19 protein-coding genes and 1 pseudogene are annotated in these 24,909 nt (G+C 68.8%); 2 read left to right on the top strand and 18 right to left on the bottom strand.

Going from position 1 to position 24,909, the window contains the following annotated elements; genetic code table 11:
* Positions 1–23 precede the first annotated feature (23 nt).
* From QMK30_RS28660 to QMK30_RS28645, 4 genes are all read right to left on the bottom strand, one after another.
* Positions 24–2,165 carry a peptidoglycan binding domain-containing protein gene (locus QMK30_RS28660; protein WP_283521236.1) on the bottom strand — a complete coding sequence of 714 codons (2,142 nt, stop codon included), beginning with the start codon at positions 2,163–2,165 and terminating at the stop codon, positions 24–26.
* A gap of 175 nt (positions 2,166–2,340) precedes the next feature.
* Positions 2,341–2,718, bottom strand: coding sequence for a DUF6113 family protein (locus tag QMK30_RS28655; RefSeq protein ID WP_283521235.1), 378 nt, complete (start codon positions 2,716–2,718; stop codon positions 2,341–2,343).
* Positions 2,715–3,647, bottom strand: coding sequence for an N-acetyl-1-D-myo-inositol-2-amino-2-deoxy-alpha-D-glucopyranoside deacetylase (mshB, locus tag QMK30_RS28650; RefSeq protein WP_283521234.1), 933 nt, complete (start codon positions 3,645–3,647; stop codon positions 2,715–2,717). The genes QMK30_RS28655 and mshB overlap by 4 nt, the downstream gene beginning before the upstream one ends.
* A 37-nt stretch (positions 3,648–3,684) precedes the next feature.
* Positions 3,685–3,879, bottom strand: a complete 195-nt coding sequence (locus tag QMK30_RS28645) for a hypothetical protein (RefSeq protein WP_283521233.1) — start codon at positions 3,877–3,879, stop codon at positions 3,685–3,687.
* 178 nt (positions 3,880–4,057) lie between these two features.
* On the opposite strand from QMK30_RS28645, the gene QMK30_RS28640 reads away from it, so the two are divergent.
* Positions 4,058–6,226 carry a prolyl oligopeptidase family serine peptidase gene (locus tag QMK30_RS28640; protein ID WP_283521232.1) on the top strand — a complete coding sequence of 723 codons (2,169 nt, stop codon included), beginning with the start codon at positions 4,058–4,060 and terminating at the stop codon, positions 6,224–6,226.
* A gap of 590 nt (positions 6,227–6,816) precedes the next feature.
* Here the strand turns inward: QMK30_RS28640 and QMK30_RS28635 are convergent.
* The 7 genes from QMK30_RS28635 to QMK30_RS28605 form a co-directional block, all read right to left on the bottom strand.
* On the bottom strand, positions 6,817–7,785 hold the full coding sequence (locus tag QMK30_RS28635) for a hypothetical protein (protein WP_283521231.1): 969 nt from the start codon (positions 7,783–7,785) through the stop codon (positions 6,817–6,819).
* A gap of 637 nt (positions 7,786–8,422) precedes the next feature.
* Positions 8,423–8,791 carry a hypothetical protein gene (locus QMK30_RS38540; RefSeq protein WP_349362118.1) on the bottom strand — a complete coding sequence of 123 codons (369 nt, stop codon included), beginning with the start codon at positions 8,789–8,791 and terminating at the stop codon, positions 8,423–8,425.
* 3 nt (positions 8,792–8,794) lie between these two features.
* Positions 8,795–9,886, bottom strand: a complete 1,092-nt coding sequence (locus QMK30_RS28625; protein WP_283521230.1) for an ABC transporter ATP-binding protein — start codon at positions 9,884–9,886, stop codon at positions 8,795–8,797.
* A complete protein-coding gene (locus tag QMK30_RS28620) occupies positions 9,879–10,853 on the bottom strand; it encodes an ABC transporter ATP-binding protein (RefSeq protein WP_283521229.1) in 975 nt (324 codons plus the stop codon). The genes QMK30_RS28625 and QMK30_RS28620 overlap by 8 nt, the downstream gene beginning before the upstream one ends.
* 13 nt (positions 10,854–10,866) lie before the next feature.
* Complete coding sequence (locus QMK30_RS28615) at positions 10,867–11,847, bottom strand: ABC transporter permease (protein WP_283521228.1); 981 nt, start codon at positions 11,845–11,847, stop codon at positions 10,867–10,869.
* Positions 11,840–12,763 carry an ABC transporter permease gene (locus QMK30_RS28610; protein ID WP_283521227.1) on the bottom strand — a complete coding sequence of 308 codons (924 nt, stop codon included), beginning with the start codon at positions 12,761–12,763 and terminating at the stop codon, positions 11,840–11,842. Before QMK30_RS28610 ends, QMK30_RS28615 begins: the two co-directional genes overlap by 8 nt.
* Positions 12,764–12,840: 77 nt before the next feature.
* A complete protein-coding gene (locus QMK30_RS28605) occupies positions 12,841–14,472 on the bottom strand; it encodes a peptide ABC transporter substrate-binding protein (RefSeq protein ID WP_283521226.1) in 1,632 nt (543 codons plus the stop codon).
* Positions 14,473–14,620: 148 nt separating this feature from the next.
* On the opposite strand from QMK30_RS28605, the gene QMK30_RS28600 reads away from it, so the two are divergent.
* Positions 14,621–15,082: a GNAT family N-acetyltransferase gene (locus QMK30_RS28600; RefSeq protein WP_283521225.1), complete on the top strand. Its 462-nt coding sequence runs from the start codon at positions 14,621–14,623 to the stop codon at positions 15,080–15,082.
* Here QMK30_RS28600 and QMK30_RS28595 read toward each other — a convergent pair.
* From QMK30_RS28595 to typA, 7 genes and pseudogenes are all read right to left on the bottom strand, one after another.
* Positions 15,042–15,642: pseudogene (locus QMK30_RS28595) on the bottom strand (chloramphenicol phosphotransferase CPT family protein). The gene QMK30_RS28600 and the pseudogene QMK30_RS28595 overlap by 41 nt on opposite strands.
* 99 nt (positions 15,643–15,741) lie before the next feature.
* Positions 15,742–16,890, bottom strand: coding sequence for an ABC transporter ATP-binding protein (locus tag QMK30_RS28590; protein WP_283521224.1), 1,149 nt, complete (start codon positions 16,888–16,890; stop codon positions 15,742–15,744).
* A gap of 21 nt (positions 16,891–16,911) precedes the next feature.
* The gene (locus tag QMK30_RS28585) at positions 16,912–17,976 is read right to left on the bottom strand and encodes an ABC transporter ATP-binding protein (RefSeq protein ID WP_283521223.1); all 1,065 of its coding nucleotides are present in this window, start codon (positions 17,974–17,976) and stop codon (positions 16,912–16,914) included.
* A gap of 10 nt (positions 17,977–17,986) precedes the next feature.
* The gene (locus QMK30_RS28580; RefSeq protein ID WP_283521222.1) at positions 17,987–18,964 is read right to left on the bottom strand and encodes an ABC transporter permease; all 978 of its coding nucleotides are present in this window, start codon (positions 18,962–18,964) and stop codon (positions 17,987–17,989) included.
* A gap of 121 nt (positions 18,965–19,085) precedes the next feature.
* Complete coding sequence (locus tag QMK30_RS28575; RefSeq protein WP_283521221.1) at positions 19,086–20,885, bottom strand: ABC transporter substrate-binding protein; 1,800 nt, start codon at positions 20,883–20,885, stop codon at positions 19,086–19,088.
* Between the two features lie 105 nt (positions 20,886–20,990).
* Positions 20,991–22,025: an ABC transporter permease gene (locus QMK30_RS28570; protein WP_283521220.1), complete on the bottom strand. Its 1,035-nt coding sequence runs from the start codon at positions 22,023–22,025 to the stop codon at positions 20,991–20,993.
* Positions 22,026–22,731: 706 nt separating this feature from the next.
* Positions 22,732–24,603, bottom strand: a complete 1,872-nt coding sequence (typA, locus tag QMK30_RS28565) for a translational GTPase TypA (RefSeq protein WP_283521219.1) — start codon at positions 24,601–24,603, stop codon at positions 22,732–22,734.
* Positions 24,604–24,909: the final 306 nt, after the last annotated feature.

Here is a 24,909-nt window from a genome sequence, read left to right as displayed (position 1 = left end):
GGGGCCCGTGAAACTGCCGTGGATCAGCTCCCGTTGAGGTTGATCTCCTGGATGCGCTCCGCCGGCGTCTTGCCGATGAGCGCGGTCTGCATCGCCTGGGCCACGTCGTCCGCGGTGATCTGGTGCTTCTTGCCGTCGCCCTTGGTGGCCAGGACCCCGTCGAAGACGCCGTCGAGAAGCTCCTGGATCGCCGGCTTGTTGTAGACCGGGACCAGGGTGCCGTCGATCGCCTTCATGGAGAGGATCTTCGGCAGCGACCTCTCCGGGCCGAACTGGATCTGCTTGCCGCCCGCCTTGATCGTGATCAGGCCGGACATCGCGGGCTCCGCGAACTCCTTCATGGCCCGGGAGATCTCGGCCTGGGTGATCGTCGGTTCCTTGGAGGCGACGGGCAGTTCGACGACGTTCGGCTTGCCGGTCTCGACCTGGGCGCGGTACGCGTCCTTCACCGAGCGCACCGACTGGTTGACGTCGAGCTGCTTGCCCGATTTGCCCGGTACGGCGACGGCCTTGCCCGGTACGAACGTGACGGTGCCCTCGACCGCGGTGCCCGAGTCGCCCGCGAGGTCGGCCAGTGCGACGCTGAGCTTCTCCTCGTCGGCCGGGAGTACGGGCTCGGCGACCCGCTCGCCGCCGAAGAGCGAGCCGATCACCGAGACGGGGTTGTAGTCCGCTCCGGCGGCGGCGCGGACCGTCTCCTGGCTGTCCAGGGTGAGGCCCGCCTGCTCGGGCGAGAGCTTGGTCTTCTCGCCGTCGACGGTCAGCTGGAGCGGGCTGGCGGCGCGCTTGCCGAGCGCGCCGTCGAGCTTGCCGACCGCCTCTTCCCTGGTGCCGCCACCGATGTCGACGCCGAGGACCGTGGTGCCCTTGGGTACGTCGGAGTGGTTCATCAGCAGCCCGGCGCCATAGGCGACACCGGCCAGTCCGACGACGCCGACGGCCGCCAGGACCAGCTTGGAGCGGCCCTTCTTGGCGGGCGGGGTCGTGGCCCGCGCGGGGGCCGCGGCCGGGCCCGGCGCCGGGGGCTTGGCGCCGTCCGGCAGGCGGGGCGTCGGGTCGGGGGTGAAGCGGGCGGCCTGGCCGTTGCCGCCGCCGGCCTGGGGCCCGGTGGGGAAGGGCGAGTGCCGGTCGGCCGAGGGGACGACGGGGATGCCGCTGCTCAGCGTGTCACCGGAGACGTTGCCGCCGCCGGGAGCCGGCTTCTGCGGGGTCAGCACGGCGGTGTCGTCGGACAGGCGCGGCGGGAACGGCGCGCCGGTCTGCGGATCGAAGGACGGGTCGCCGCCTGGCGGACGCGCTCCGTTGCCGGGGCGCGAAGCGGACGGCGGGCCGGCCGGGCCGTAGCCGGGCGTCGGACCGTTCGGGTCGTAGCCCGACATCGGCCCGGACTCCGGGCTGGACGCCGTTCCTGGCAGGCCCGGCTGGTAGCCGGACAGCGGTGAGCTGCCGGTGGCCGGGCCCGTCGTCGGCCCCGAGGGGCCGCCGCCGGAGAAGCCGCCCGGCGGCGGGCCGCCGTTGCCCGTGTCGAGATCGCTGAGCGCGCTGCGCGGCCGGCCGCCCTGCGGCTGCTGCGGGTCCGGCGTGAAGTACGGGAGGTCGGGGCGCTGTCCGCCGCCCTGCGGCGGGGTGGGCGCGGCCGGGCCGGGGGCTCCGGGCGCCGACTTGCGCGGGGCGAACCAGTCGCTGGGGGCGCCCGGCTTCTCCTCGCCACCCGCGTCACCGCGCTCGGCCGGGGGCGGCGGGCCCTCCCGCTTCGCCTCGGGCCACGGCGTGCCCGAGGTGCGCTCGGTTCCGGCGTTCCCGGCGCCGTTGCCGTTTCGGTTGCCGGCGCCTCTGGTGCCACTGCCCGCGGCCGGCTCGGAGGCCGCGGCCGGAGCGGCCCCCGGCGCCGGATCGAGGTCGCTCATCGGCGTACGCATGACGACGGGCGGGATCGGGCGCGACCCTGGGATGTTGATCCGGATACGTGTGGTCAGCGTGGTCTCGGTCCTGGGCTCGTCGGGCTCCACCGGTGCGGGGGCGGCCTGGGAGGCCTCCTCCGGCGCGTCCTGCGCGGGGTGCGGCGACGGATACTGGCGCGATCCGTACGGCGGGGTACCCGAGGGGTACGCGGCTCCGCCACGCCCCTGGGGGCCGGACGACGAACTGTCAGTTTCACGACTCAAGGCAGGTTCTCCCGGTTGGCTCCACCGCCCGCTCTTACGTTCTTGCATGCCTGGTGCGGGCAGCTCGGCGGCGCGCACCACCATACTTGGCGCCGACCGCACGCACCCCGCGACCGTCGGAAGCGAGGACCGACGCTCGTGCGGGGGTGCTCAATTCACCGACTCAAGTGGTACGTCATTTGCCAAGTCGAGTGGCGCGTCTGCCCGGTTGCGGCAGGTCCAGCATCGTGGCACACATCACAGCGAGCGCCATTCCGCCCAACATGTAGAAGTACGAGACGGAGCTGCCCCCGATGAGAAGGTCACCCTCGGGCCGACTGAGGCTCAGCAGCACGATCGAGACGATCCATCCGGCGGCGGCCGTACCCGCTCCCGCCTTGGTGCCCATCGCTTGCATGGCGCCGCAGAAGAGGGCCGTGGACGCGAGCAGGGCGAGCAGCAGCCCGCCGGGGAACCAGCCGGCGTGGACGAGCACGCCCGCCGCGCCGACGACCGCGCCGAGCACGGCGATCAGCGCGTAGGCGGCGAGGCGGGCCGGGGTGGTTCCGGTCATGACGCCGCCCCCGCGCTGCCAGGAGCCGCCGCGACTCCGGTGGTTCCCGCGATTCCGGCGAAGAGGTCGGTCTCGCGCCCGCCGTCGGCGGCGCCGGACTCTCCCCGTACCAACTCGTAGAACTCAGTGGTGAAGATGGGCTGTCCCAGGTGGTTGGAGAGCGCGAAGAAGGGGTCATAGACCGCGATCTGGGTGGCGTGGGCGCGCATGGCGGCGACCTTGGCACCGGCGTACGCCGTGCCGTCGATCTCCGTGGTGACCGAGGCGTCATCGGTCACACCCGGCACATCGCTCACGGCGGCGGTCCCGGGAAAGTCCGGGCCTGCCGCACGGAGGCGGGCGAAGCCCTCCTCGACGACGGTGCGCGGCACCCGGTTCCAGTAGATCTTGCTGATGGTGTGCGGTGCGCCGAGGTCCGGGCGGTGGTCCGGGTCGGCCGCGAGTTCGGCGCCGCGCGTCGCGACGCGATGCGCCTGAATGTGGTCCGGGTGCCCGTAGCCGCCGTCCGGGTCGTACGTCACCAGCACCTGGGGGCGTACGGAACGGATCACCTCGACGAGGGACGCCGCGGCGTCGTCCACGCGTGCGTGCCAGAAGGCACCCTCCCGGTGGTTCTGCTCGGTGCCCGTCATCCCGGAGTCACGGAAGCGGCCGGGGCCCCCGAGGAACCGGTGGTCGGTGACCCCCAGCTCCTTCATCGCGGCGGCGAGTTCACCGGCGCGATACGGGCCGAGCGTGTCGTCCCGGTCGGCCGCGAGGTGGGCGAGCGGGGCCGGGATGACCTCGCCCTCCTCCCCGAGGGTGCAGGTCACCAGGGTGACACCGGCGCCCTCGGCCGCGTACTTGGCCATGGTGGCGCCGTTGTTGATCGACTCGTCGTCGGGGTGCGCGTGCACCAGGAGCAGACGACGAGCTGGAAGGTCCGTCATGGGAACAGCCTACGAGGCGCCGCGGCCGGGGGGTGTCCTAGAACTTGATGCCGCCGATCATCCCGGCCACGTTGGTGGTCAGCTCGTTGATCGTGGGGGCGATGGACGAGCTCGCGAGGTAGAAGCCGAGCAATACGCAGATCACCGCATGTCCGCCTTTGAGTCCGGATTTCCGGACCATCAGGATGACGATGATCGCCAACAGCACTACCACCGAAATAGAGAGTGCCACGGCGGTTCACCTCCACTTACCGTAAGGGCCGTTTGTACGGAACGGGCATGACGACAAGCGCCAGCAGCTTCATACCCACCTAGCGCTACGGATCATAACTATCCGTGCCTCCGCATTGATCGCGCACGGCAGCACGAGGGGCGCATGGCGGCGGAGGCGGAGCGGTAGTTTCGGTCGTATGACCTCGCAGCAGCTCACCTTCCCAAGGCAGTTCGCCAGGACCCAGCGCTTCACCCTCGGCGCACCGCGCGCGTTCACGGTGTCACCGGACGAGGCGCGTGTGGTGTTTCTGCGCGCCCCGTCCGGCACCGATCGCGCCAACGCACTCTGGGTGCTCGACCTGGAAGGGAGCGCACAGGAGCGCATCGCGGCGGATCCGCAGGTGCTGCTCGGCGGGGCGGCCGAGCAACTGTCGGCGCAGGAGAGGGCGCGCCGCGAACGCAGCCGCGAAGGGTCCGCCGGCATCGTCGGCTACGCGGTGGACGGCGCGGTCGAGCTGGCGGCCTTCGCGCTGTCGGGCCGGCTTTTCGTGGCGGAACTGCGGGCCGGGACCGCACGCGAACTGCCTGCGGCGGGGCCGGTTATCGACCCCCGACCGTCTCCCGACGGGCGGCACATCGCATACGTCGCCGGGGGCGCCCTGCGGATGGTCGGCGCGGACGGCAGCGGGGACCGGGGGCTGGCGGAGCCGGAGGACGAGCACACGACGTACGGTCTGGCGGAGTTCGTCGCGGCGGAGGAGATGGGGCGCACGCGCGGCTTCTGGTGGTCGCCGGAATCCGACCGGCTACTGGTCGCCCGCGCCGACGACGCGGCCGTGACGCGTTGGTGGATCTCCGACCCGGCCCATCCGGACCAGGAGCCCTCGGCGGTCGCGTATCCGGCGGCCGGGACGGCGAACGCCGACGTACGGCTGTTCCTGACGGAGGTGGTGGCGGGGCCGGAAGCGGCTCCCGGCGCGGGCTCGGAGGTGGCGCGGACCGAGGTGGTGTGGGACCGGGAGCGCTATCCGTACCTGGCCCGGGTCCACTGGTCGGGCGCGGGTGCGCCGTTGTTGCTCGTGCAGGCCAGGGACCAGCACAGCCAGCTGTACTTGGCGGTGGACATGCAGACCGGGGCGACCCGGACGGTGCACGCCGACGAGGACGAGGTGTGGCTTGATCTTTTCGACGGGGTGCCGGTGTGGGCGCCGGACGGGCGGCTCGTGCGGGTCGCCGACGAGGGCGGCGTGCGGGTGCTCGCGGTCGGCGACCGGACGCTGACCGGGCCTCGGTTGCACGTACGGGCGGTGCTCGACGTCTCTGCCGACGACGTCCTCGTCTCGGCGTGGGCGGGCGTGGAGGCCGAAGAGCCGCAGACCGGTGAGGTGCATGTCTACCGGGTCGGCGAGCGAGGCGTGGAGCGTGTGTCGGAGGGGCCCGGCGTGCACTCGGCGACCCGGTCCGGCGGGGTGACCGTGCTGTCCTCCGCCCGTCCCGACCGCAGCGGCACGGTCGTCCAGGTCCTGCGCGACGGCAAGCCGGCGGCCGTGGTCGCCTCGTGCGCGCAGGAGCCGGCGCTGCACGCACGCGTGCGACTCGTCGAGGGGGGCGCGCGGCGAATTCCGTGCGCCGTCCTGCTCCCCACGGACCACAAGGAAGGGGATAGTCCGCTTCCGGTGCTGATGGACCCGTACGGGGGGCCTCACGCACGGCGTGCGATTGCCGCGCACGACGCGCATCTCACCTCGCAGTGGTTCGCCGACCAGGGCTTCGCGGTGGTCGTCGCGGACGGGCGCGGCACGCCCGGCCGCTCCCCCGCCTGGGAGAAGGCCGTCAGGAACGACTTCACGCTCACGCTCGACGACCAGATCGAGGCACTGCACGGGCTGGCCGGGGAATTCCCGCTGGACCTGGAGCGGGTCGCGATCCGCGGCTGGTCGTACGGCGGCTATCTGGCGGGCATGGCGGTGCTGCGGCGTCCCGACGTGTTCCATGCGGGGATCGTGGGGGCGCCGGTCACCGACCTGCGGCTGTACGACACGCATTACATGGAGCGGTATCTCGGGGATCCGCGCGAGCAGGCGGACGTGTACGCGGCGAATTCGCTCGTCACGGACGACGGGTTGTCCGGGGCGGCGGAGCAGCACCGACCAATGATGATCATCCATGGGCTGGCGGACGACAACGTGGTGATGGCGCACACGTTGCGGCTGTCTTCGGCGTTGCTCGGGGCGGGGCGGCCCCACGAGGTCCTTCCGCTGACCGGGGTCACGCACATGACGGCTCCGCAGGAGCAGGTCGCGGAGAATCTGCTGCTGCTTCAGGTGGACTTTCTGAAGAGGGCGCTGGGGATGCGGCGGGGGTAGCCGGGGGGGATCGGCCGGGAGCGAGTGCGGGTCGCCCGGCCGCGAGTGCTTGCGGGTGCGGGGCGTGCAGGTGCGGGGCGTGCGGCGCTGTTCCCCTACCCGCCCCTTCCCGTTGTGTCATTTTGCGGCTGCCGCCGCGTGGCGGGGCTCCGCCCCGGACCTCAGTCCTCAAACTCCCCCATTGCTAAAGACCTCGGGGGCAATGGAAGCGTGGATCAGCGAGCGGCGTCCTGCGGCTTCGCGTCCAAGGCGGAGGAGGGAGGCGACGCGGAGCGTCGTCGACCGACGACAACGCCGGAGGCGGAGTCGCATGACGCCGGGAGCCCGCGCACTATTGCCCCCGAGGTCGTAAGGGGGTGGGAGGGGCCCCCTCGACAGGCTGAAATGGGCGGAGGGGCCAAGGGGGTGGAGGGGCAGAGCGGGCTTGGATGGGGCGGGAAGCGGGCCGGCCGGGTGTGCGCGGGAAACGGCGCGGCCGGGTGTGCCCACCGGCCTGGCTTCGAGGCTTGCGGGTCGAATCACCAACCCGGCGGTCTCGAAGCCGGGGCAAGCGTCCCCCACCGGCCCGGCTTCGAGGCTTGCGGGCCGAATCACCAACCCGGCGGTCTCGAAGCCGGGGGTGGTGGGGCCAACGCGCGGGGGGTCGTTGTTGGGCGGATGGCCGGTGGGACTCCTCTGCGGGCCAGGGCCAGCAGCACCACCGTGCCCGCCAGCAGCTCGAACAGAGCGCTCGCGTACTGGAGTTGGGTCGACGTCGGCGCGCTGCCCACGTCCGTCAGCGCGCCCCCGCGCATCGCGTCCGCCAGCGCCGTCCCGCCCGTTCCCGCCAGGAGTGCCGCCGCCACCATTCCCAGGGGGCGTGAGTAGACGGTGTGGAGGAGCGCGCCGATCGCCGCCGCCCATGCCATCAGGACGAGTGCCACCGCCAGCCAGCCCGGTGGCGCTCCCAGCAGCGGCGCCCTGATCGCGTCGCTGCCCGTGAACCGGTCCAGATACGCCACCGGGTCCCGGCTTCGGGTGGCCCAGTGGACCTCCCACGCGGCCACCACCGAGGCCGCCGCCCCCAGGAGAAGGAACGCGGTCACCGAGGGGCCCCGGGCCGGGCGGGTCGGCCGGGGTTCGTACACCGAGACGGTGGGCCTGCGGCCGGCCGCCGCCGTGACCAGCAGGGCCGCGCCGAGCGCGAGTGCCACGAACGTGCTCAGCACCGCCTGCTCCCGCAGCTCGTGGTGCATGCCGTCGGAGCCTCGCGCCCACACCCCGGGCAGGCGCCACGCCAGGGTCGCGATCCCGGCGGTGAGCAGCGCGGACGCGGCGACCGTCGAGCGCAGCGCCGCGATGCCCACCACGACGTACACACAGAACAGCAGCGGGTCGCGGAAGGTGGTCACGATGTCCGGGGCGGAAGGTCCGCCGCCCGTCCAGAGGGGCCAGAGCCGGGACGGCTCCGCGAGCCCGAGGTCCCGGCCGATCCAGGCCGCCGTCTGCAGCGCGAGCAGCGCGCACAGCACGGCACCGACGAGTCGTGCCCCGTGTGCGAGTACCTGTGGTTGCCGCATGACCGGACACCCCCAACGGCGATGCTCCACCACCGCCCCACGGTGAACAAGAGGCCCAGCGGCACGGAATGCGACCGGCCGGGGCGACATGGCGCGTCCCGGCCGGCCTACGGCACCCGCACGGCCGTACGCTGTTCAGAATGACGCGTTCGTATATCGGTGTTGGGACAGTCAAGTTGCTTGTTTGTTAACGAAATTGATGAGCATTCATCATCAGATGTCGCCCGCCTTTTGGGTTTGTCAAGCACGCCATCACGCCGATCCGCGCACAACCTTCGCTCAAGATGATCGAGAATGCCCGCCTCGCTCTGCCAGACCCTCGACTCGTGCAGACCCGCCTTGCCACAGTCCGCCCATCTGCGACGAGTTCGTTGGCGGGGGCGTGCGGCGACGACAAGTCCATCCCAGGCCGTTGCGAGGGGAGTTGACACTCTTTCATCGGACCCGGGGCAAACGCCCGGGGCACGGGCGAGGAGTCGGAGAAACTCACGGGCCGCTCCCCCGGGCAGCTCATGTGGCGTCGCTTCAGGCGAGACGGAACCGGTGCGATTTCCACGTACGTCGTGATCCCGTTCCTGGCGGGCGAGGCGCTCGACCCGGCCTTTTCCCGGCTCTACGGAAAAGATCCTTACACCACCTACGGACTCGACCGTCCGGCCTGCTCAATGAATTCTTCTATCCGGTGAAGCCGAACGGCGGCATCGACGGCGAATTCCGGTTCGGCCTCGAACCGGGCCCGGGCCGCGACGTATTCACGCAGCTCTTCCACGGCAGGCACACCTCCCTGATGATCGCCACGGCCACCACCGTTCCGTACGTGCTGAGCGGCATCCTGACCGGCTTCACCGCGGGGTACCTGGGCGGCAGGACCGACTACCTCCTGGGCCGCTCCATCGACCTGCTGCTCGCCTTCCCGGCCCAGCTGTCCTTCATGGCCTTCACGACGGCCGACGCCAGGCCCGAGGACATCATCCTGGATCCCGCCCTGCGCGAGCTGGAGAGGCACCCCCTAGGGGGTGCCGTCCGGCCCGGCCGCCACCGGGACGACCTGCTTCTCCTCGGCGAAGTGGCAGGCCGAGTCGTGCGCCGCCGGGGTGCCGACATCCCGGAACGCCGCAGGCACCGCGAGCAGCGGCACCTCCAGCGCGCAGCGCTCCTGCGCCTTCCAGCAGCGGGTGCGGAACCGGCAGCCGGACGGCGGGTTCGCCGGGGACGGCACATCGCCGGTGAGGATGATCCGCTCGCGGTGCTCACGCGCGAGCGGGTCGGGCACGGGCACGGCCGACAGGAGTGCCTGGGTGTAGGGGTGCGTGGGGTGGTCGTAGATCTCCTCGTCCGTGCCGATCTCGACGATCCGGCCCAGGTACATCACGCCGACCCGGTCGGAGATGTGCCGCACGATCGACAGGTCGTGCGCGATGAAGATGTACGACAGCTGGAACTCGCTCTGCAGCTTGTCCATCAGGTTGACGACCTGCGCCTGCACGGACACGTCGAGCGCGGAGACCGGCTCGTCGGCCACGATGATCTCCGGCTGGAGGGCGAGCCCGCGCGCGATACCGATGCGCTGGCGCTGGCCGCCGGAGAACTGGTGCGGATAGCGGTTGATGTACTCCGGGTTGAGGCCGACGACGTCAAGGAGGTCCTGGACCTTGCGCCGCCGCTCCCCCTTGGGCGCCACCTCGGGGTGGATCTCGTACGCCTCCCCGATGATGTCGCCGACCGTCATGCGCGGGTTCAGCGAGGTGTACGGGTCCTGGAACACCATCTGGATGTTGCGGCGCACGGTCCGCAGCGCGCGCCCGGACAGCTTGGTGATGTCCTCGCCCTTGTACTTGATCGACCCGGCGGTCGGCTGCTCCAGATTGACCAGCATCCTGGCGACGGTGGACTTGCCGCAGCCCGACTCCCCGACGATGCCCAGGGTCTCGCCCTTCGACAGGTCGAAGGAGACCCCGTCGACGGCCTTGACCGCGCCCACGTGCTTCTTGATGACGATGCCCCGGGTCAGCGGATAGTGCTTGACCAGGTCGCGCACTTCCAGAATCGGCTCGATCGCCTGCCGGGGCCGCTCGGCCCGCTCAAGCTGCTGCTCAGGCATCGAGCGTCTCCTTCCAGAAGTGGCAGGCGCTCTGCCGGGTCTCGGAGACCTGCGCCAGCGGCGGCACATCGGTCCTGCACACGTCCTGGGCCATCGGGCAGCGCGGGTTGAAGGCGCAGCCGGGCGGGATGTGCATCAGGTTCGGCGGCAGGCCCTTGATCGCGTACAGCTCCTTGCCCTTCTGGTCCAGGCGCGGAATCGATTCGAGCAGGCCCTTGGTGTACGGGTGGGCGGGTGCCTTGTAGATCTCGTGGACCGGCGAGGTCTCCACGATGCGTCCCGCGTACATCACCGCGATCTTGTCGGCGACGTCCGCGACCACCCCGAGGTCGTGGGTGATCAGGATGAGCCCCATGTTGAGCTCGCGCTGCAACTCGGCCAGCAGCTCCATGACCTGGGCCTGCACGGTCACGTCCAGCGCGGTCGTCGGTTCGTCCGCGATGATCAGGGAGGGTTCCAGGGCCAGCGCCATCGCGATCATGATGCGCTGGCGCATGCCGCCGGAGAACTGGTGCGGGTAGTCCCCCACCCGGTCCTTCGCCGCCGGGATGCGCACCCGGTCCATCAGCTCAATGGCCTTCGCCTTCGCGTCCTTCCTGGACATCCCCCGGTGGACGATGAACATCTCACCGAGCTGCTCGCCCACGCTGAGTACCGGGTTCAGTGAGGAGAGCGCGTCCTGGAAGATCATGGCCATCTCCCGGCCCCTGACCTTGCGCCGCTCCTCCTCCTTGAGCTTCAGCAGGTCGCGGTCCTGGAAGATGATCTCGCCGCCGGTGATCTTCCCCGGCGGCATGTCGAGGATGCCCATGATCGCCTGTGCGGTCACGGACTTCCCGGATCCTGATTCGCCGAGGACAGCCAGCGTCTCGCCCTCGGACACCGAGTAGTCGACCCCGTTGACGGCCTTGGCGACGCCGTCCCGGGTCCGGAACTCCACGTGCAGATCGCGCACTTCGAGCAACATGGCAGCGGGCTCCTCAGCGCAGCTTGGGGTCGAGGGCGTCGCGCACCGCGTCGCCGAGCATGATGAACGCGAGCACGGTGACCGCCAGCGCACCGGCCGGCCAGAGCAGCATGTGCGGGGCGTTGCGGATGTACTGCGAGGCGGCGGAGATGTCGATGCCCCAGGACACGGCGGGCGGCTTCAGGCCCACGCCGAGGTAGGAGAGGGTCGCCTCCAGCGAGATGTACGTACCGAGCGCGATGGTCGCCACGACGATGACCGGGGCGATGGCGTTGGGTGTGACGTGCCGCAGCAGCATCCGGGAGTTGCTGGCGCCGAGCGCGCGGGCCGCCTGTACGTAGTCGTTCTGCTTGACGGTGATGACCGAGCCGCGCGCGATGCGGGCGATCTGCGGCCAGCCGAGCAGCACGATGAATCCGATGACCGGCCAGACGGTGGTGGAGGTGATGACGGACAGGAACACCAGGCCGCCGAGGACCACCGGGATGCCGAAGAAGACGTCGGTGATCCGGGACAGCAGCGCGTCCCAGCCGCCGCCGAAGAAGCCGGCGAGGCCGCCCAGGAAGGAGCCGAGCAGGGCGACTCCGAGGGTGGAGCAGACACCGACCGTCACCGAGGTCCTGGCGCCGTACACGGTGCGCGTGTAGACGTCGCAGCCCTGGCCGTCGTAGCCGAAGGGGTGGCCGGGCGCGGGGCCCCGCTGGGCCTTGCCCAGGTCGCACTGGAGCGGGTTGCCGCTCGCGATGAGCGACGGCCAGATGGCGATGAGGACGAGGAAGGCGATGACGAGCCCGGAGATGATGAAGACCGGGTTGCGGCGCAGATCGCGCCAGGCGTCGGACCACAGGCTGCGGGGCTTGCCCGTCGAACCGGTCCCGTTGGGGCCGCCCGGGTTCTTCTCCAGCGTCTCGCCCTCCTGCATGGCGAGCTGCGTGGCGCCGCCGGCACCGGCCGGCGACATCGCTGCGTCGGGTTCGTTGCGCGGCTCAGGCATACCGGATCCTCGGGTCGAGTACGGCGTACAAGAGGTCGACGATCAGATTCGCCACCAGGAAGACCAGCACCAGCACGGTCACGAAGCCGACGACGGTCTGTGAGCTCTGCCGAAGGATGCCCTGGTAGAGCTGGTAGCCGACGCCGTGGATGTTGAAGATCCGCTCGGTGACGATCGCGCCGCCCATCAGGGCGCCCACGTCGGTGCCGATGAAGGTGACGACGGGGATCAGCGAGTTGCGCAGCAGGTGCCGGGAGATGACGCGGCGCCTGGGCAGGCCCTTGGCGACGGCGGTGCGGACGTAGTCGGCGCGGGCGTTCTCGGCCACCGACGTCCTGGTCAGGCGGGTGACGTAGGCGAGTGAGACCGAGGCGAGCACCAGGCCCGGGATCAGCAGCTCGTCGACGGTGGCCTCGGGCGATACGGCGGGCTTGATGATGCCCCACTTCACGCCGAGCAGCAGCTGGAGCAGCAGGCCGGTGACGAAGGTCGGGATCGAGATGACCACGAGCGTCAGGAGCAGGACGACGGTGTCGACGGGACGGCCGCGGTGCAGGCCGGTGAGCACGCCCAGGCTGATGCCGATGACGACCTCGAAGACGATGGCCACGATGGTCAGCCGGATCGTGATGGGGAACGCCGTCGACATCAGCTCGGTGACCTCCTGGCCGTTGAAGGCCGTACCGAAGTCGCCGGTGAAGACATTGCCCATGTACGTCAGGTACTGCTGCCACACCGGCTTGTCGAGGCCGAACTCCGAGCGCAGCTGGGCGGCGGTCGCCGCGTCGCACTGCCGGTCGCCGCAGAGGCCCGCGATGGGGTCGCCCATCACGTTCACCATCAGGAAGATCAGCAGCGTGGCGCCGAAGAAGACCGGGATCATCTGCAGCAGACGCCGGATCACATAACGTCCCATGAAGGGCTCCGGGGGTCGTGGGAAGCGGTGCGGCCCGGCACCCTGGGCGCCGGGCCGTACGGGTGCTCGACGGCGCGTCAGTTGACCGTGATCTCGCTGTAGACCGGGACGCTGAACGGGTTCAGGGCCACGTTGGAGACGCGGTCGGAGTAGCCGGCGCTGCCGTTCTGGTACCAGAGCGGGATGGCGCCCATCTCGTCCCGCAGGACCTTCTCGGCCTGCTGGAAGAGGCCGACGGCCTTACCCACGTCCGATTCGGCGTTGGCCCGGTCGACGAGCTTGTCGAACTCGTCGTTGGTCCACTTGCCGTCGTTGGACGAGGCGTCCGTGTAGTACAGCGGCTGGAGGAAGTTCTGGATGAGCGGGTAGTCCATCTGCCAGCCGGCCCGGAACGGGCCCGTCATCTTGGACTGGGTGATCTGGTTGCGGTAGTCCGCGAAGGTGCCGATCGGGTTGCCCGCGCACGCCTTGTCGTTGCCGAGCGCGTTGTTGATGCTGTTGCACACCGCGTCGACCCACTCCTTGTGGGAGCCGGTATCGGCGTTGTACGAGATCTTCAGCGTGCCGCCGGGGATGCCGCCGCCGTCGGCGACCAGCTTCTTCGCCGCGGCCGCGTCGTAGACGCACGCGTCACCGCACAGCCCGTCGTCGAAGCCGCCGTCACTGCCGAGGACCGGGGAGGTCCAGTCCTTGGCCGGGGTACGGGTCTTGGCGAAGATCGTGTCGGTGATCTGCTCGCGGTTGATCGCCTTGGACAGGCCGGTGCGGACCTTGTCCATGCCGGCGGCGTCCCACTTCTTGTCGTAGAAGGGGAAGGCGAGGGTCTGGATGATGCCGGCCGGGGTGTTGATGTAGCGGTCACCGAGGTCCGCCTTGACGTTCTTGAGCTGCGAGGCCGGGACGTCGTCGACGAGGTCGAGGTTGCCCGCGGTCAGGTCGGTGTAGGCGGTGTTGTTGTCGGTGTAGACCTTGAGGTCGACCCCGCCGTTCTTCGCCTTGTCGCTTCCGGGGTAGTCCTCCCACTTGCGCATGCTCATCTTGGAGCCCTTGGTGTACGAGTCCACGGTGTACGGGCCGTTGCCGACGGGCTTGGACAGCCACGCGTCGTGGTCGTCGAAGAACACCTTGGGCAGCGGCGCGAAGGCGGCGTAGCCGAGGGTCTCGGGCCAGGTGGAGAACTTCTGCGTGAGCTTGACCGTGAAGGTCCTGGGGTCCTTGACCTTGAGGCCGGAGAGGGCGCCCGCGGAGGCCTTGCCCTTCTCCGGGTGCACCTTGTCGTAGCCCTCGATGTAGCCGAAGAAGTAGGCGTTCTTCTGGTTGTTCTTGAGGTGCGCACCGTAGTTCCAGGCGTCGACGAACGAGGTGGCGGTGACCTTCTCGCCGTTGCTGAAGGTCCAGCCGTCCTTGAGTGTGACGGTGAAGTTCTGCGAGTCCTTGGTGTCGATCTTCTCGGCGAGCATGTTCTTGGCCTCGCCCGTCTTCGGGTCGTACCGCTTGAGGCCGCGGAAGAGCATGTCGAGGACCTTGCCGCCCTGCACCTCGTTGGTGTTGGAGGGCTCCAGGGGGTTCTGCGGGTCGCCCCAGGAGGAACTGACCACTCCCGAGGCCCCGCCACCGCCGCTGTCGTCCCCGCCGCCGCCACAGGCCGTCGCAGTGAGGGCGACGGCGACCGCGCAGGTGGCCCACTTGGTGTGCCTGGCTCCGCGCATGGATCTCTCCTAGGGTCCTCAGCGTTACTTAGGCCCAAATATCACCGCACAACCACACACATCGCATGTTCTCCGCGTCCATACGGATCATGACCGCGCCCCGGAAAATCGCTGGAGCGGAGCCGGACCTGCTGGCACACTCGGCGTCATGACGACTGATCACGCCACGGCTCCGTCCCTGACCACCGGGGGCAAGGACGCCGACCTCACCGCCCGCCTGGACAAGGAACTGGACGCCTTCAACGAGGGCCCCACCGGCGCGGCCCCCCAGAGCTCGCTCTCCGTCCGGGTCGACAACGCGGCGGGCGAGCTGATCGGCGGCCTGGCGGGGTGGACCTGGGGCGGCCTGTGCGGCATCGAGATGCTGTGGGTGCGCGAGGACAGCCGCACGGACGGCTGGGGAAGCAGGATCCTGCTGGCCGCCGAGGCCGAGGCCCGGCAGCGCGGCTGCGACCGCGCGATCGTCTCCTCCTTCACCTTCCAGGCCCCGGCCTTCTATCAGCGCCACGGCTACATCGAGACGGGCCGCACCCCGGGCATCCCCGGCGGCCACGAGGACGTACACATGTTCAAGATCCTGGCGCCGCCGGCATCGACGCCCGCCGGGTGAGGAGCCGCTCGAAGGCCGTGGGGGCCTGCCGCCGCGACAGGAAGTCCTTGATCTCCCCCGCGCACTCCGCCGGGCCGCCGGTGCTGGTGTCGCACTCGACGTCGTAGACGCCGTGGGCGTGCACGCGTGCGAACTGCTGGGCGGCCAGCCCCCGGCCGCGGTCACCCCGGGCCCGCTCGCGCCGTTCCAGTTCCGGCAGGGGGCAGTGCACGCCCACCAGGACGACGTCCTCGGGAGCGAACAGGTCCAGGCAGTCGGCCAGGCGCCACGGTCGGCTCAGCACATGGTCCACCACGACCGTGTTGCCACTCGCGGCCATGCCCGCGACCGCGCGGTGGAAACCGCGGACCGCGCGGTCGATCTCACCCCGCAGCTGCTCCGGCGGGATCGGCCACGGGGACCGCATGGCGTGGAAGGCGTCCACCCGCAGATGGAAGGACGTGGTGTCGAGGATCTTGAGGAGTTCGGGCGGCGATGCTCGACTTCCCGGAACTCGACGTGCCGTTCAAGAAGATGATCAACCCGGTCGGCGCGGTCATCAAGAGGCCCCCACTTCGCATCTCGGTGCACGACTGGCGGTGCACGACTGGCGGTGCACGACGAAGCCCCCGCGGGCCGGTGTCGGTCCGCGGGGGCTTCGTCGTGAGCATGTACGGGTATCAGCCGGTCTTGGCGGTCCCGGTGTTGCCCTGGTCCTTCTCCATCGCCACTAGGGCGGGGTCGAGGATGATGTCGTGCTCCCGCGGGCCGGTCGTCGGGTCCTCGGGAAAGTGACAGGCGGTCAGGTGCCCCGCCTTATTGCCCGAGATCTGGACGAGCGGCGGCTCCTGAGTGGCGCACTTGTCCTGCGCCTTCCAGCAGCGGGTACGGAAGTGGCAGCCGGACGGCGGCGCGATCGGCGAAGGGACGTCACCGGAGAGCCGGATCCGCTCCTTCTTGTCCACGTCGATGTCCGCCTCGGGCACCGCCGAGAGCAGGGCGTGGGTGTACGGGTGGCGCGGGCCGTTGTAGAGCGAGTCGCGGTCCGCGACCTCGACCACCTTGCCCAGGTACATCACGGCCACGCGCTCCGAGAAGTGCCGTACCACCGCGAGGTCGTGCGCGATGAAGACGAACGCGATGCCCATCTCCCGCTGCACTTCCTGCAGCAGGTTGACCACCTGGGCCTGGATGGACACGTCGAGGGCCGACACCGGCTCGTCCGCGACGATCACCTTGGGCTTGAGCGCCAGGGCGCGGGCCACGCCGACACGCTGGCGCTGGCCGCCCGAGAACTCGTGCGGGAAGCGGTTGTAGTGCTCCGGGTTCAGGCCGACGATCTCAAGCAGCTCACGCACCCGCTTCTCGCGGCCACCGGGCGGGTTGATGCCGTTGATCTCCATCGGGCTGGCGATGATCGTGCCGACCGTCTGCCGCGGGTTCAGCGAGGCGTACGGGTCCTGGAAGATCATCTGGATCTCGGACCGCACCGGCGCCAACTGCCTGCGGTTGGCGCGGGTGATGTCCTTGCCCTGATAGGTGATCGTGCCCGCGGTCGGCTCAAGGAGGCGGGTCAGCAGCCGGCCCGTGGTGGACTTGCCGCAGCCCGACTCACCGACGAGCCCCAGGCTCTCGCCCGGGAAGATGCTCAGATCCACCCCGTCGACGGCCTGCACCGCGCCGACCTTCCGCCGGAACGGAAAGCCGCCATAGATCGGGAAGTGCTTGGTCAGTCCCTTGACCTCGAGCAACGGCTCGGTGGATCCGGAGGCCCGCGGCGAAGGAACCGCATCGGCCACTGCGCTGGTGTTCGTGTTCGTCTCACTCATGATCTCTGCCCCAGTTGCCGGTCAGCCCAGCCGGGGCTGAATCTTCTCAATGAAAACCTGCTGCTTCTGCTCACCGGTCAGGTGGCAGGCGGACGCGCGCCCATCGGGAAGCTCCGGACGCTTGGTCACGCAGCTCCCGCTCTCGTCCACCAGGCCGGTGAACGTGCACCGCGGGTGGAACGCGCAGCCCGAGGGCGGGTTGAGCAGGCTCGGCGGAGCGCCGGGAATGGGCATCAGGGGCTCGGACACATCGGCGGAGAGCCGCGGCATCGACCCGAGCAGACCCCAGGTGTACGGGTGCTGGGGCTGCTTGAGGATCTCGCGCACCGAACCGCGCTCCACGGCCCGGCCGGCGTACATCACCAGCAGGTCGTCGGCGATATTCGCGACGACGCCCAGGTCGTGGGTGATCAGGATGATCGCCGAGCCGAACTCCTGCTGGAGGTCCTTGAGCAGGTCGAGGATCTGCGCCTGGATGGTCACGTCGAGGGCCGTGGTCGGCTCGTCGGCGATCAGCAGGGCCGGGTCGCAGACCAGCGCCATGGCGATCATCGCGCGCTGACGCATGCCGCCGGAGAACTGGTGCGGATAGTCGTCCACGCGGGCCTTGGCGTCCGGGATGCCCACCTTCTCCAGCATCTGGATGGCCCGCGAGCGGCCCTCCTTCTTGCTGGCGCCGGTGTGCTTGATGTACGGCTCGGCGATCTGACGGCCGACCGTGTAGTACGGCGACATCGCGGTCAGCGCGTCCTGGAAGATCATCGCCATCTTGTTGCCGCGGAGCTTCTCCAGCTCCCGGTCCGACTTGCCCGTGAGGTCCTGGCCGTCCAGCACGATATCGCCGCTGACCGTGGTCGACTGCGGGTTGTGCAGGCCCAGGACGGACAGGCTGGTGACCGACTTGCCCGAGCCGGATTCGCCGACGATCCCGAGCGTCTTGCCGCGCTCCAGGTCGAAGGAGAGTCCGTCCACCGCCTTGACGGCGCCGTCCTCGGTGGCGAACTGCACCCGCAGGTCGCGCACGGAGAGGAAGGCGGCCGAATCGGTGGTTGCCGGGGATTCGCCGGACTTGGTGAGTGTCGTCACGGTCATTCTCCTAGGACAGCCGCACGCGCGGGTCGATGAGTGCGTACAGCGCGTCCACGATGATGTTGAACAGCAGAATGAAGGCGGCGCTGATCAGCATGACGCCCATGGTCACCGGAAGGTCCTTCATCTGGACCGAGTCGCGGGCCAGACGGCCGATGCCGGCGAGGCCGAAGGTGATCTCGGTGACCATCGCGCCGCCGAAGAGCGCCGCCAGGTCCATGCCGAGGATGGTGACGATCGGGGTGAGCGATCCGCGCCAGGCATAGCGGAAGAACACGAAGCGGGATGACATCCCCTTGGCGCGAGCCGCGCGCACATGCTCTTCCTGGAGCTGTTCGATCATCGTCGAGCGGGACATACGGGTGTAGTTCGCCGTGAAGATCACCGACATGACGAACCATGGAATCAGCAGGCCCATGAACCAGGCCGATGGACTCTCGGAGATCGGGACGTACTTCGGCGCGTCCAGCCAGCCCGTGGAGTAGACCAGGAGACCGACGACGACCGGGCCGAGGAAGTAGATCTGGAGGGAGCTGAGGCCGATCGACGCGGTGGAGAACACCTTGTCGACGGAAGTGCCCTTCTTCCAGGCGGCGATCATGCCGGCGCCCAGGCCGAAGGTCAGGAAGACCAGGAGTCCACCCACCGTGAGGGAAACGGTGAGGGGGAAGCGGTCCATGATCGTGTCCCAGACCATCTGCTGGTTGTCGAAGGAGACACCGAAGCAGGGGGCCGCGCAGTGGCCGACCGGGAAGTCGCGCCCGGCGAAGATACCGACGATGAAGTCCCAGTACTGCACAGGCACCGGCTTGTCGAGCCCGAGGTTCTGGTGAATGATCGCCAGCGCGTCCGGTGTGCAGTTCTTGCCACACATGAGCATGGCGGGGTCCTGCGGAATCGCGAAGAACATGAAGAACGTGAACGCACTGATCAGGATCAGGATGACAACGGCGCCGAACGTCCGGCGAAAGAGGAATTGAAGCATGGCAGATCGCTGCTCTCAGGACGGCGGCTGAGTCTGAGGGGGTGGTGGTATGGAATGGCCCGCCACCTCGGGGGTGTGTGCTCCGCCGTGCGCACACCCCCGAGGACGGCCTGAGCGGCTGCTACTTCTTGAGGAAGATGTTCTTCACGTCGATGTAGCTGGTGTCCGAGGAGTACCGGGCACCGCCGATGTTGGAGCCCTGGATCTGGAGCACCTTGACGAAGTACAGCGGGGCGGCGGGGTTGATCTCCTCCACGATGTACTTGTGCAGCTTGGTCCACTCCTTGGTAGCCGCGGCCGGGTCCGTGATCTTCAGGATCCGCTCGATCTCGGCGTTCACGTGCTTGTCGTTCAGGTGCGCGTAGTTCGACGCGCCGTCCTGGATCTGCTTGCCGTCGAACGACGGCGGGATGACGGTGGAGGCAGACGACCAGTCCTGGCCCCAGCCGGTCATGTAGACGTCAAAGCCGTTCTTGACCTTGCCCATCTGCTCGTACCAGGTGGCGTTGTCGACTTCCTTCTTCTGGACGTCGAAGCCGGCCTTCGTCAGGGCGTCCTCGATGATGACCGACTGCTGCTGGCGCACCGGGGTGTTGGAGTAGGCATAAACAAGCTTCATGCCCTCCTTGCCGGCTTCCTTCAGCAGCTGCTTGGCCTTCGCGATGTCACCGGCCGGCTTCTTGATCTTGCCGTACGGGTCGTAGCCCTTCTCGTAGCCCGGGACGGTCGGGGCCATCAGGCCACCGGCCGGCTCGCCGCCGTACGTGCCGCCGTCGGGACGGTAGACCTGACCGCCCGGCATGGCGTAGGTGATCGCGTCGCGGATCTTCTTGTCCTTGATGCGGTCCATGTTCATGTTCAGCTGCCACACGTACGGGGCGTAGCCCGCGATCGTGCGCTTCTTCGCCGCGGGGTCCGTGACGACGGCCTTGACCTGGTTGGTGGCGACCTGACCGGTCATCATGATGGCGTTCTTGGCTTCACCGCGGTCGGCCAGGATGCGCTTGGTCTGGTCCGTGTCGTCGTGGTTGAAGCTGATGTCGAAGGCGTCGGCGTACTGGTGGCGACCCGAGTCGGTCTTCTCGTCCCAGTTCGGGTTCTTGACAAGCTTCATCGACTTGCCCGGCTTGAACTCGGAGATCTTGTACGGGCCGGTGGCGACCGGCTTGGTGTCGTACTTCTCCTTGGTGTCCGTCTTCTCCGGGACGATGGAGTAGCCGACCATGGCGAGCGCCTGCGGGAGGTCGGGCTGCGGCGCCTTGAACTTGAAGATGACCGTCTTCGCGTCCGGCGTCTCCAGGACACTGTCCGGGAGGTGCTTGCCCTTGTACGGACCGTCCGGCAGAGCCTTGCGGTACTCGGTGCCCGCGCCCGACAGCCACTGCTGGATGTAGATCGGGCCGTCCGTGATGAACGGCGCGTACATGCGCTCGAAGGTGTGACGGATGTCGGCGGACGTGATCGCCTTGCCGTTCTCGTCCTTCACCCCGTCCTTCAGGGTGTACTTCCAGGTCTTGCCGCCGTCCGACTTCGTGCCCGAGTCGGTGGCGATGTCGCCGACGACGGTGACCGCGCCCTTGTCGTCCTCGTTGTTCGCGGTCAGACCGCGGTGGATGAGGTTGCCGAGGAGGCGGCCGTCGCTGACGTAGGTCTGCGCCGGGTCCAGGTGGGAGAAGTCGTTCTCCTGGTAGACCGCGATCGTGCCGCCGGGCTTGGCACCCGCGACCGGCTTGGCCGGACCGGTGGAAGCCGCGGCATCACCGAAGGAGACGGCCTGGGCCTGCGTGGCGGCGTCGTCCTGCGACTTGCCCTTGGGCTTGTCGGAGCTGTCGTTGCTGCTGCCGCAGCCGGTGAGCGCCAGTGAACCGACGGCCACGGCGGCTATCGCCGCGCGTGTTCCGCGTGAACTGAGGATACTCATGAGGTTGAGCACACCTATCTGTGAGTAGTGATCCAACTGTGCTGCCGAACGAACCGGCCGGAACTGGCGCCACACAAGTGGCCGCCGCGTTCATCGAGTTGGACGTCAGCGCCCGGACTTGGGGTCGAAGGCGTCTCGGACGGAGTCGCCGAGGAGGTTGAAGGCCACGACGAAGATCACCATGGCGATACCCGGGTAGAACATGTACGCCGGGTCCTGCTCATAGATCTTGCCCGCGGTCGCGAACATGCGGCCCCAGTCCGGGGTGGGCTCGACATAGCCGACGCCCACGAAGGACAGGAAGGCCACCGAGAGGATGGTGGAGGGCAGCATGTAGGTGCCCTGGACCAGGATCGGCGTCACCAGGTTGGGCAGGAGCTCCTTACGGATGATCCGCCACGGCGAGGCGCCGGCGACCTTGGCCGCCTCGATGAACTCCCGCTCGCGCAGGGAGAGCACGGAGGCACGGACCAGCCGGGAGAGCCCCATCCAGCCCAGGAACCACATGACGCCGATGATCGCCACAGTTCTGACGTACGTGGGAGTCTCTTCGTTCGGACTGACGAACACGGAGACGATCACGGGCATCGCGGCGATGAAGAACAGCTGGCTCGGGAAGGCCAGCAGGAAGTCCGTGAAACGGCCGAGCAGGTAGTCCGTCTTGCCGCCGATGTATCCGCCGAGCAGACCGACCAGCACGCCGAAGATCACCATCAGCAGCGTCGCGACCAGCGCCGTGTACAGCGAGGTGCGCATGCCGTAGAGCAGCTGGGTGAAGACGTCGCGGCCGAGGTCCGGCTCGACGCCGAACCAGAAGTCGCCGGACATGCCGCCCAGGGGCCCGGTGGGCAGACCGAACTCGTCGAGGAGCTCGATGTTCTCCTGCCCGTACAGGGTGTACGGATTCTTGCCGTACAGGGCCGAGATCACCGGCGCGAGGGCCGCGATCGCGAAGAAGAAGATGACGATGAACGCACAGACGACGCCGGTGCGGTCACGTCTGAAGCGTCGCCACATCAACTGCCCGGGGGTACGCCCGGTCGTGTCCGATCCCTTGCCGGCCTCTTTACCGAGGGCGGCTTCCGAGTCGGCTTCGGGGACTTTGGTACCGGCCGCTGATGCCGGGGTAGAGCTGGTCATGACGCGGAGACTCCCGCACTCGGAATATTCGTGGGACGGCTCAGGGCGGCCTGAAGTGCCCTGAGCCGGAAAGACCCTGACGAGAAGTCACCGGCGGGAATCACGCGATGCGCGCCGGGGCGGGGCCTGAGCCCGCCCGTGCCGTCGCCACCACGGTCAGCAGTACTGCCGGGAGCAGTCGCAGTTGGCGCAGCGATAGCCGCCCACTCGACCCACCCGGCGCTTGTGGCGCCGCGCATGGGTGCCTCCTCAAGAGTCCACTTGTTCATTGACAAGCAAGGGAGCCGACTCTCCACCGACACCCCTGACGGCGAAGATCAACACCCTCTGCATGCTCGTGAGTCGGCGCACATAACGACGCGTAACCCATTGACCCGAGCTCTGTGGCCTCAACTATCAGCCATGGGCCACGCCGCGACTACAGTGTTTTGATCTCGGTTCGATCACACATCGCACCCACAACTCCCACAATCTGGGCAAACAGATACACGATAGATGGTCGCGAAACGGACTTGTTACATATCTATCGGGCAGACCTCTCCGCTCACCGAACAAGACATCCCCGAAATTCGGTTGCGCAGATCCGCGCAACTGCGAGAGACCTCACACTTGGACCGCCCCGGACATGCCGACGGCCCGGTGCGCCACGAACGTCGTGGCGCACCGGGCCGTCGGTCGGTGCGTGCTGTGTGCCCGACCCGAGGGGTCAGCGCTTGGCGCGCGACGCGGTGCGGCCGCGCTCCTTCTGGTCCAGGACGACCTTGCGGATACGGACCGTCTCCGGGGTCACCTCGATGCATTCGTCGTCGCGGCAGAACTCCAGCGACTGCTCAAGCGACAGCTTGCGCGCGGGCACCACGTTCTCCGTGTTGTCCGCCGCCGCCGCACGCATGTTGGTGAGCTTCTTCTCCTTGGTGATGTTCACGTCCATGTCGTCGGCGCGCGAGTTCTCACCGACGATCATGCCCTCGTAGACCTCGGTGCCGGCCTCCAGGAAGATGACACCGCGCTCCTGCAGGTTGACCATCGCGAACGGGGTCACCGAGCCGGAGCGGTCCGCGACCAGCGAGCCGTTGTGGCGGGTCCGCAGCTCGCCGAACCACGGCTCGTGGCCCTCGAAGATCGAGTGCGCGATGCCGGTGCCGCGGGTCTGCGTCAGGAACTCCGTACGGAAGCCGATGAGGCCGCGCGACGGGACGATCCACTCCATGCGGATCCAGCCCGAACCGTGGTTCGTCATGGTCTCCATGCGGCCCTTGCGGGTCGCCATGAGCTGGGTGATCGCACCGAGGTGCTCCTCGGGGGAGTCGACCGTCATGCGCTCGATGGGCTCGTGCAGCTTGCCGTCGATCTGCTTCGTGACCACGACGGGCTTGCCCACGGTCAGCTCGAAGCCCTCGCGGCGCATCTGCTCGACCAGGATGGCGAGCGCGAGCTCACCACGGCCCTGGACCTCCCAGGCGTCGGGGCGCTCGGTGTCCAGGACGCGCAGCGAGACGTTACCGACGAGCTCCTTGTCCAGGCGGTCCTTCACCATGCGGGAGGTGAGCTTGTGGCCCTTGCCGCCCTTGCCGACGAGCGGCGAGGTGTTGGTGCCGATGGTCATGGAGATCGCGGGCTCGTCGACCGTGATCAGCGGCAGCGCGATCGGGTTGGCCGGGTCGGCCAGCGTCTCGCCGATCATGATGTCCGGGAATCCGGCGACCGCGCAGATGTCGCCGGGACCGGCCTTCTCGGCCGGCCGGCGGGTGAGCGCCTCGGTCATCATCAGCTCGGTGATGCGGACGTTCGCGATCGTGCCGTCACGCTTGATCCACGCGACGGTCTGGCCCTTCTTCAGCTCGCCCTGCTCGACGCGGCACAGCGCGATACGGCCGAGGAAGTTGTCCGCGTCGAGGTTGGTGACGTGCGCCTGGAGCGGGGCGTCCTCGATGTACTCGGGGGCCGGGACGTGCGACAGGATCGTGTTGAAGAACGGCTCGAGGTTCTCGCTGTCCGGCGGGACGGTGCCGTCCGCGGGCTTGGTCAGCGACGCCACACCGTCACGCGCGCAGGCGTAGACGATCGGGAACTCGATCTGCTCCTCGTCCGCGTCCAGGTCCAGGAACAGGTCGTACGTCTCGTTGACGACCTCGTCGATCCGGGAGTCGGGGCGGTCCGTCTTGTTGATGCAGAGGATGACGGGCATCTTCGCCTGGAGCGCCTTGCGGAGCACGAAGCGCGTCTGCGGCAGCGGGCCCTCGGAAGCGTCGACCAGCAGGACGACCGCGTCCACCATCGACAGGCCGCGCTCGACCTCACCACCGAAGTCGGCGTGGCCGGGGGTGTCGATGATGTTGATGTTGACGACGGCGCCGCCGTCCTTCGGGTGGTACTTGACCGAGGTGTTCTTGGCCAGGATCGTGATGCCCTTCTCACGCTCCAGGTCGTTCGAGTCCATCATGCGGTCGTCGAGGTGCTCGGCGGCGTGCGCGGCGAAGGCGCCCGCCTGCTTGAGCATGGCGTCGACCAGAGTGGTCTTGCCGTGGTCGACGTGGGCGACGATGGCTACGTTACGGATGTCGTGGCGCGTGGGCATAGGAGACTTGCGCTTCTCTCGATCGTGGGATCGGGCGTCGTCATCGGTTCGGTCCTCATACGCCCGCCGGGCGGACGCGCCACGGCTTCCCCCATGGTACGGGGCTACTGCCGCGCGGGCTTCCCGGGCAAGGAAAACCGGGGCCCTCAGGGGCCCGCGACGGGCCGAAGGGGCCTCGGGAACGCGTTCCGGGGCCCCATCAGGGGCAGTGTGACGAATCAGTCAGAGTCCTGCGGGGTGGGAATCGTGTCCCGGGTCGGCGGATGGCACGACCTTGCCCGTCGGGGGCGCCGGCGGGCAAGGGAA

This window comes from Streptomyces sp. H27-C3 (genome assembly GCF_030063415.1).
Classification (GTDB): domain Bacteria; phylum Actinomycetota; class Actinomycetes; order Streptomycetales; family Streptomycetaceae; genus Streptomyces.
Note: the sequence above shows the minus strand (reverse complement) of the source record. Positions and strands in the feature narration are given on the sequence as shown.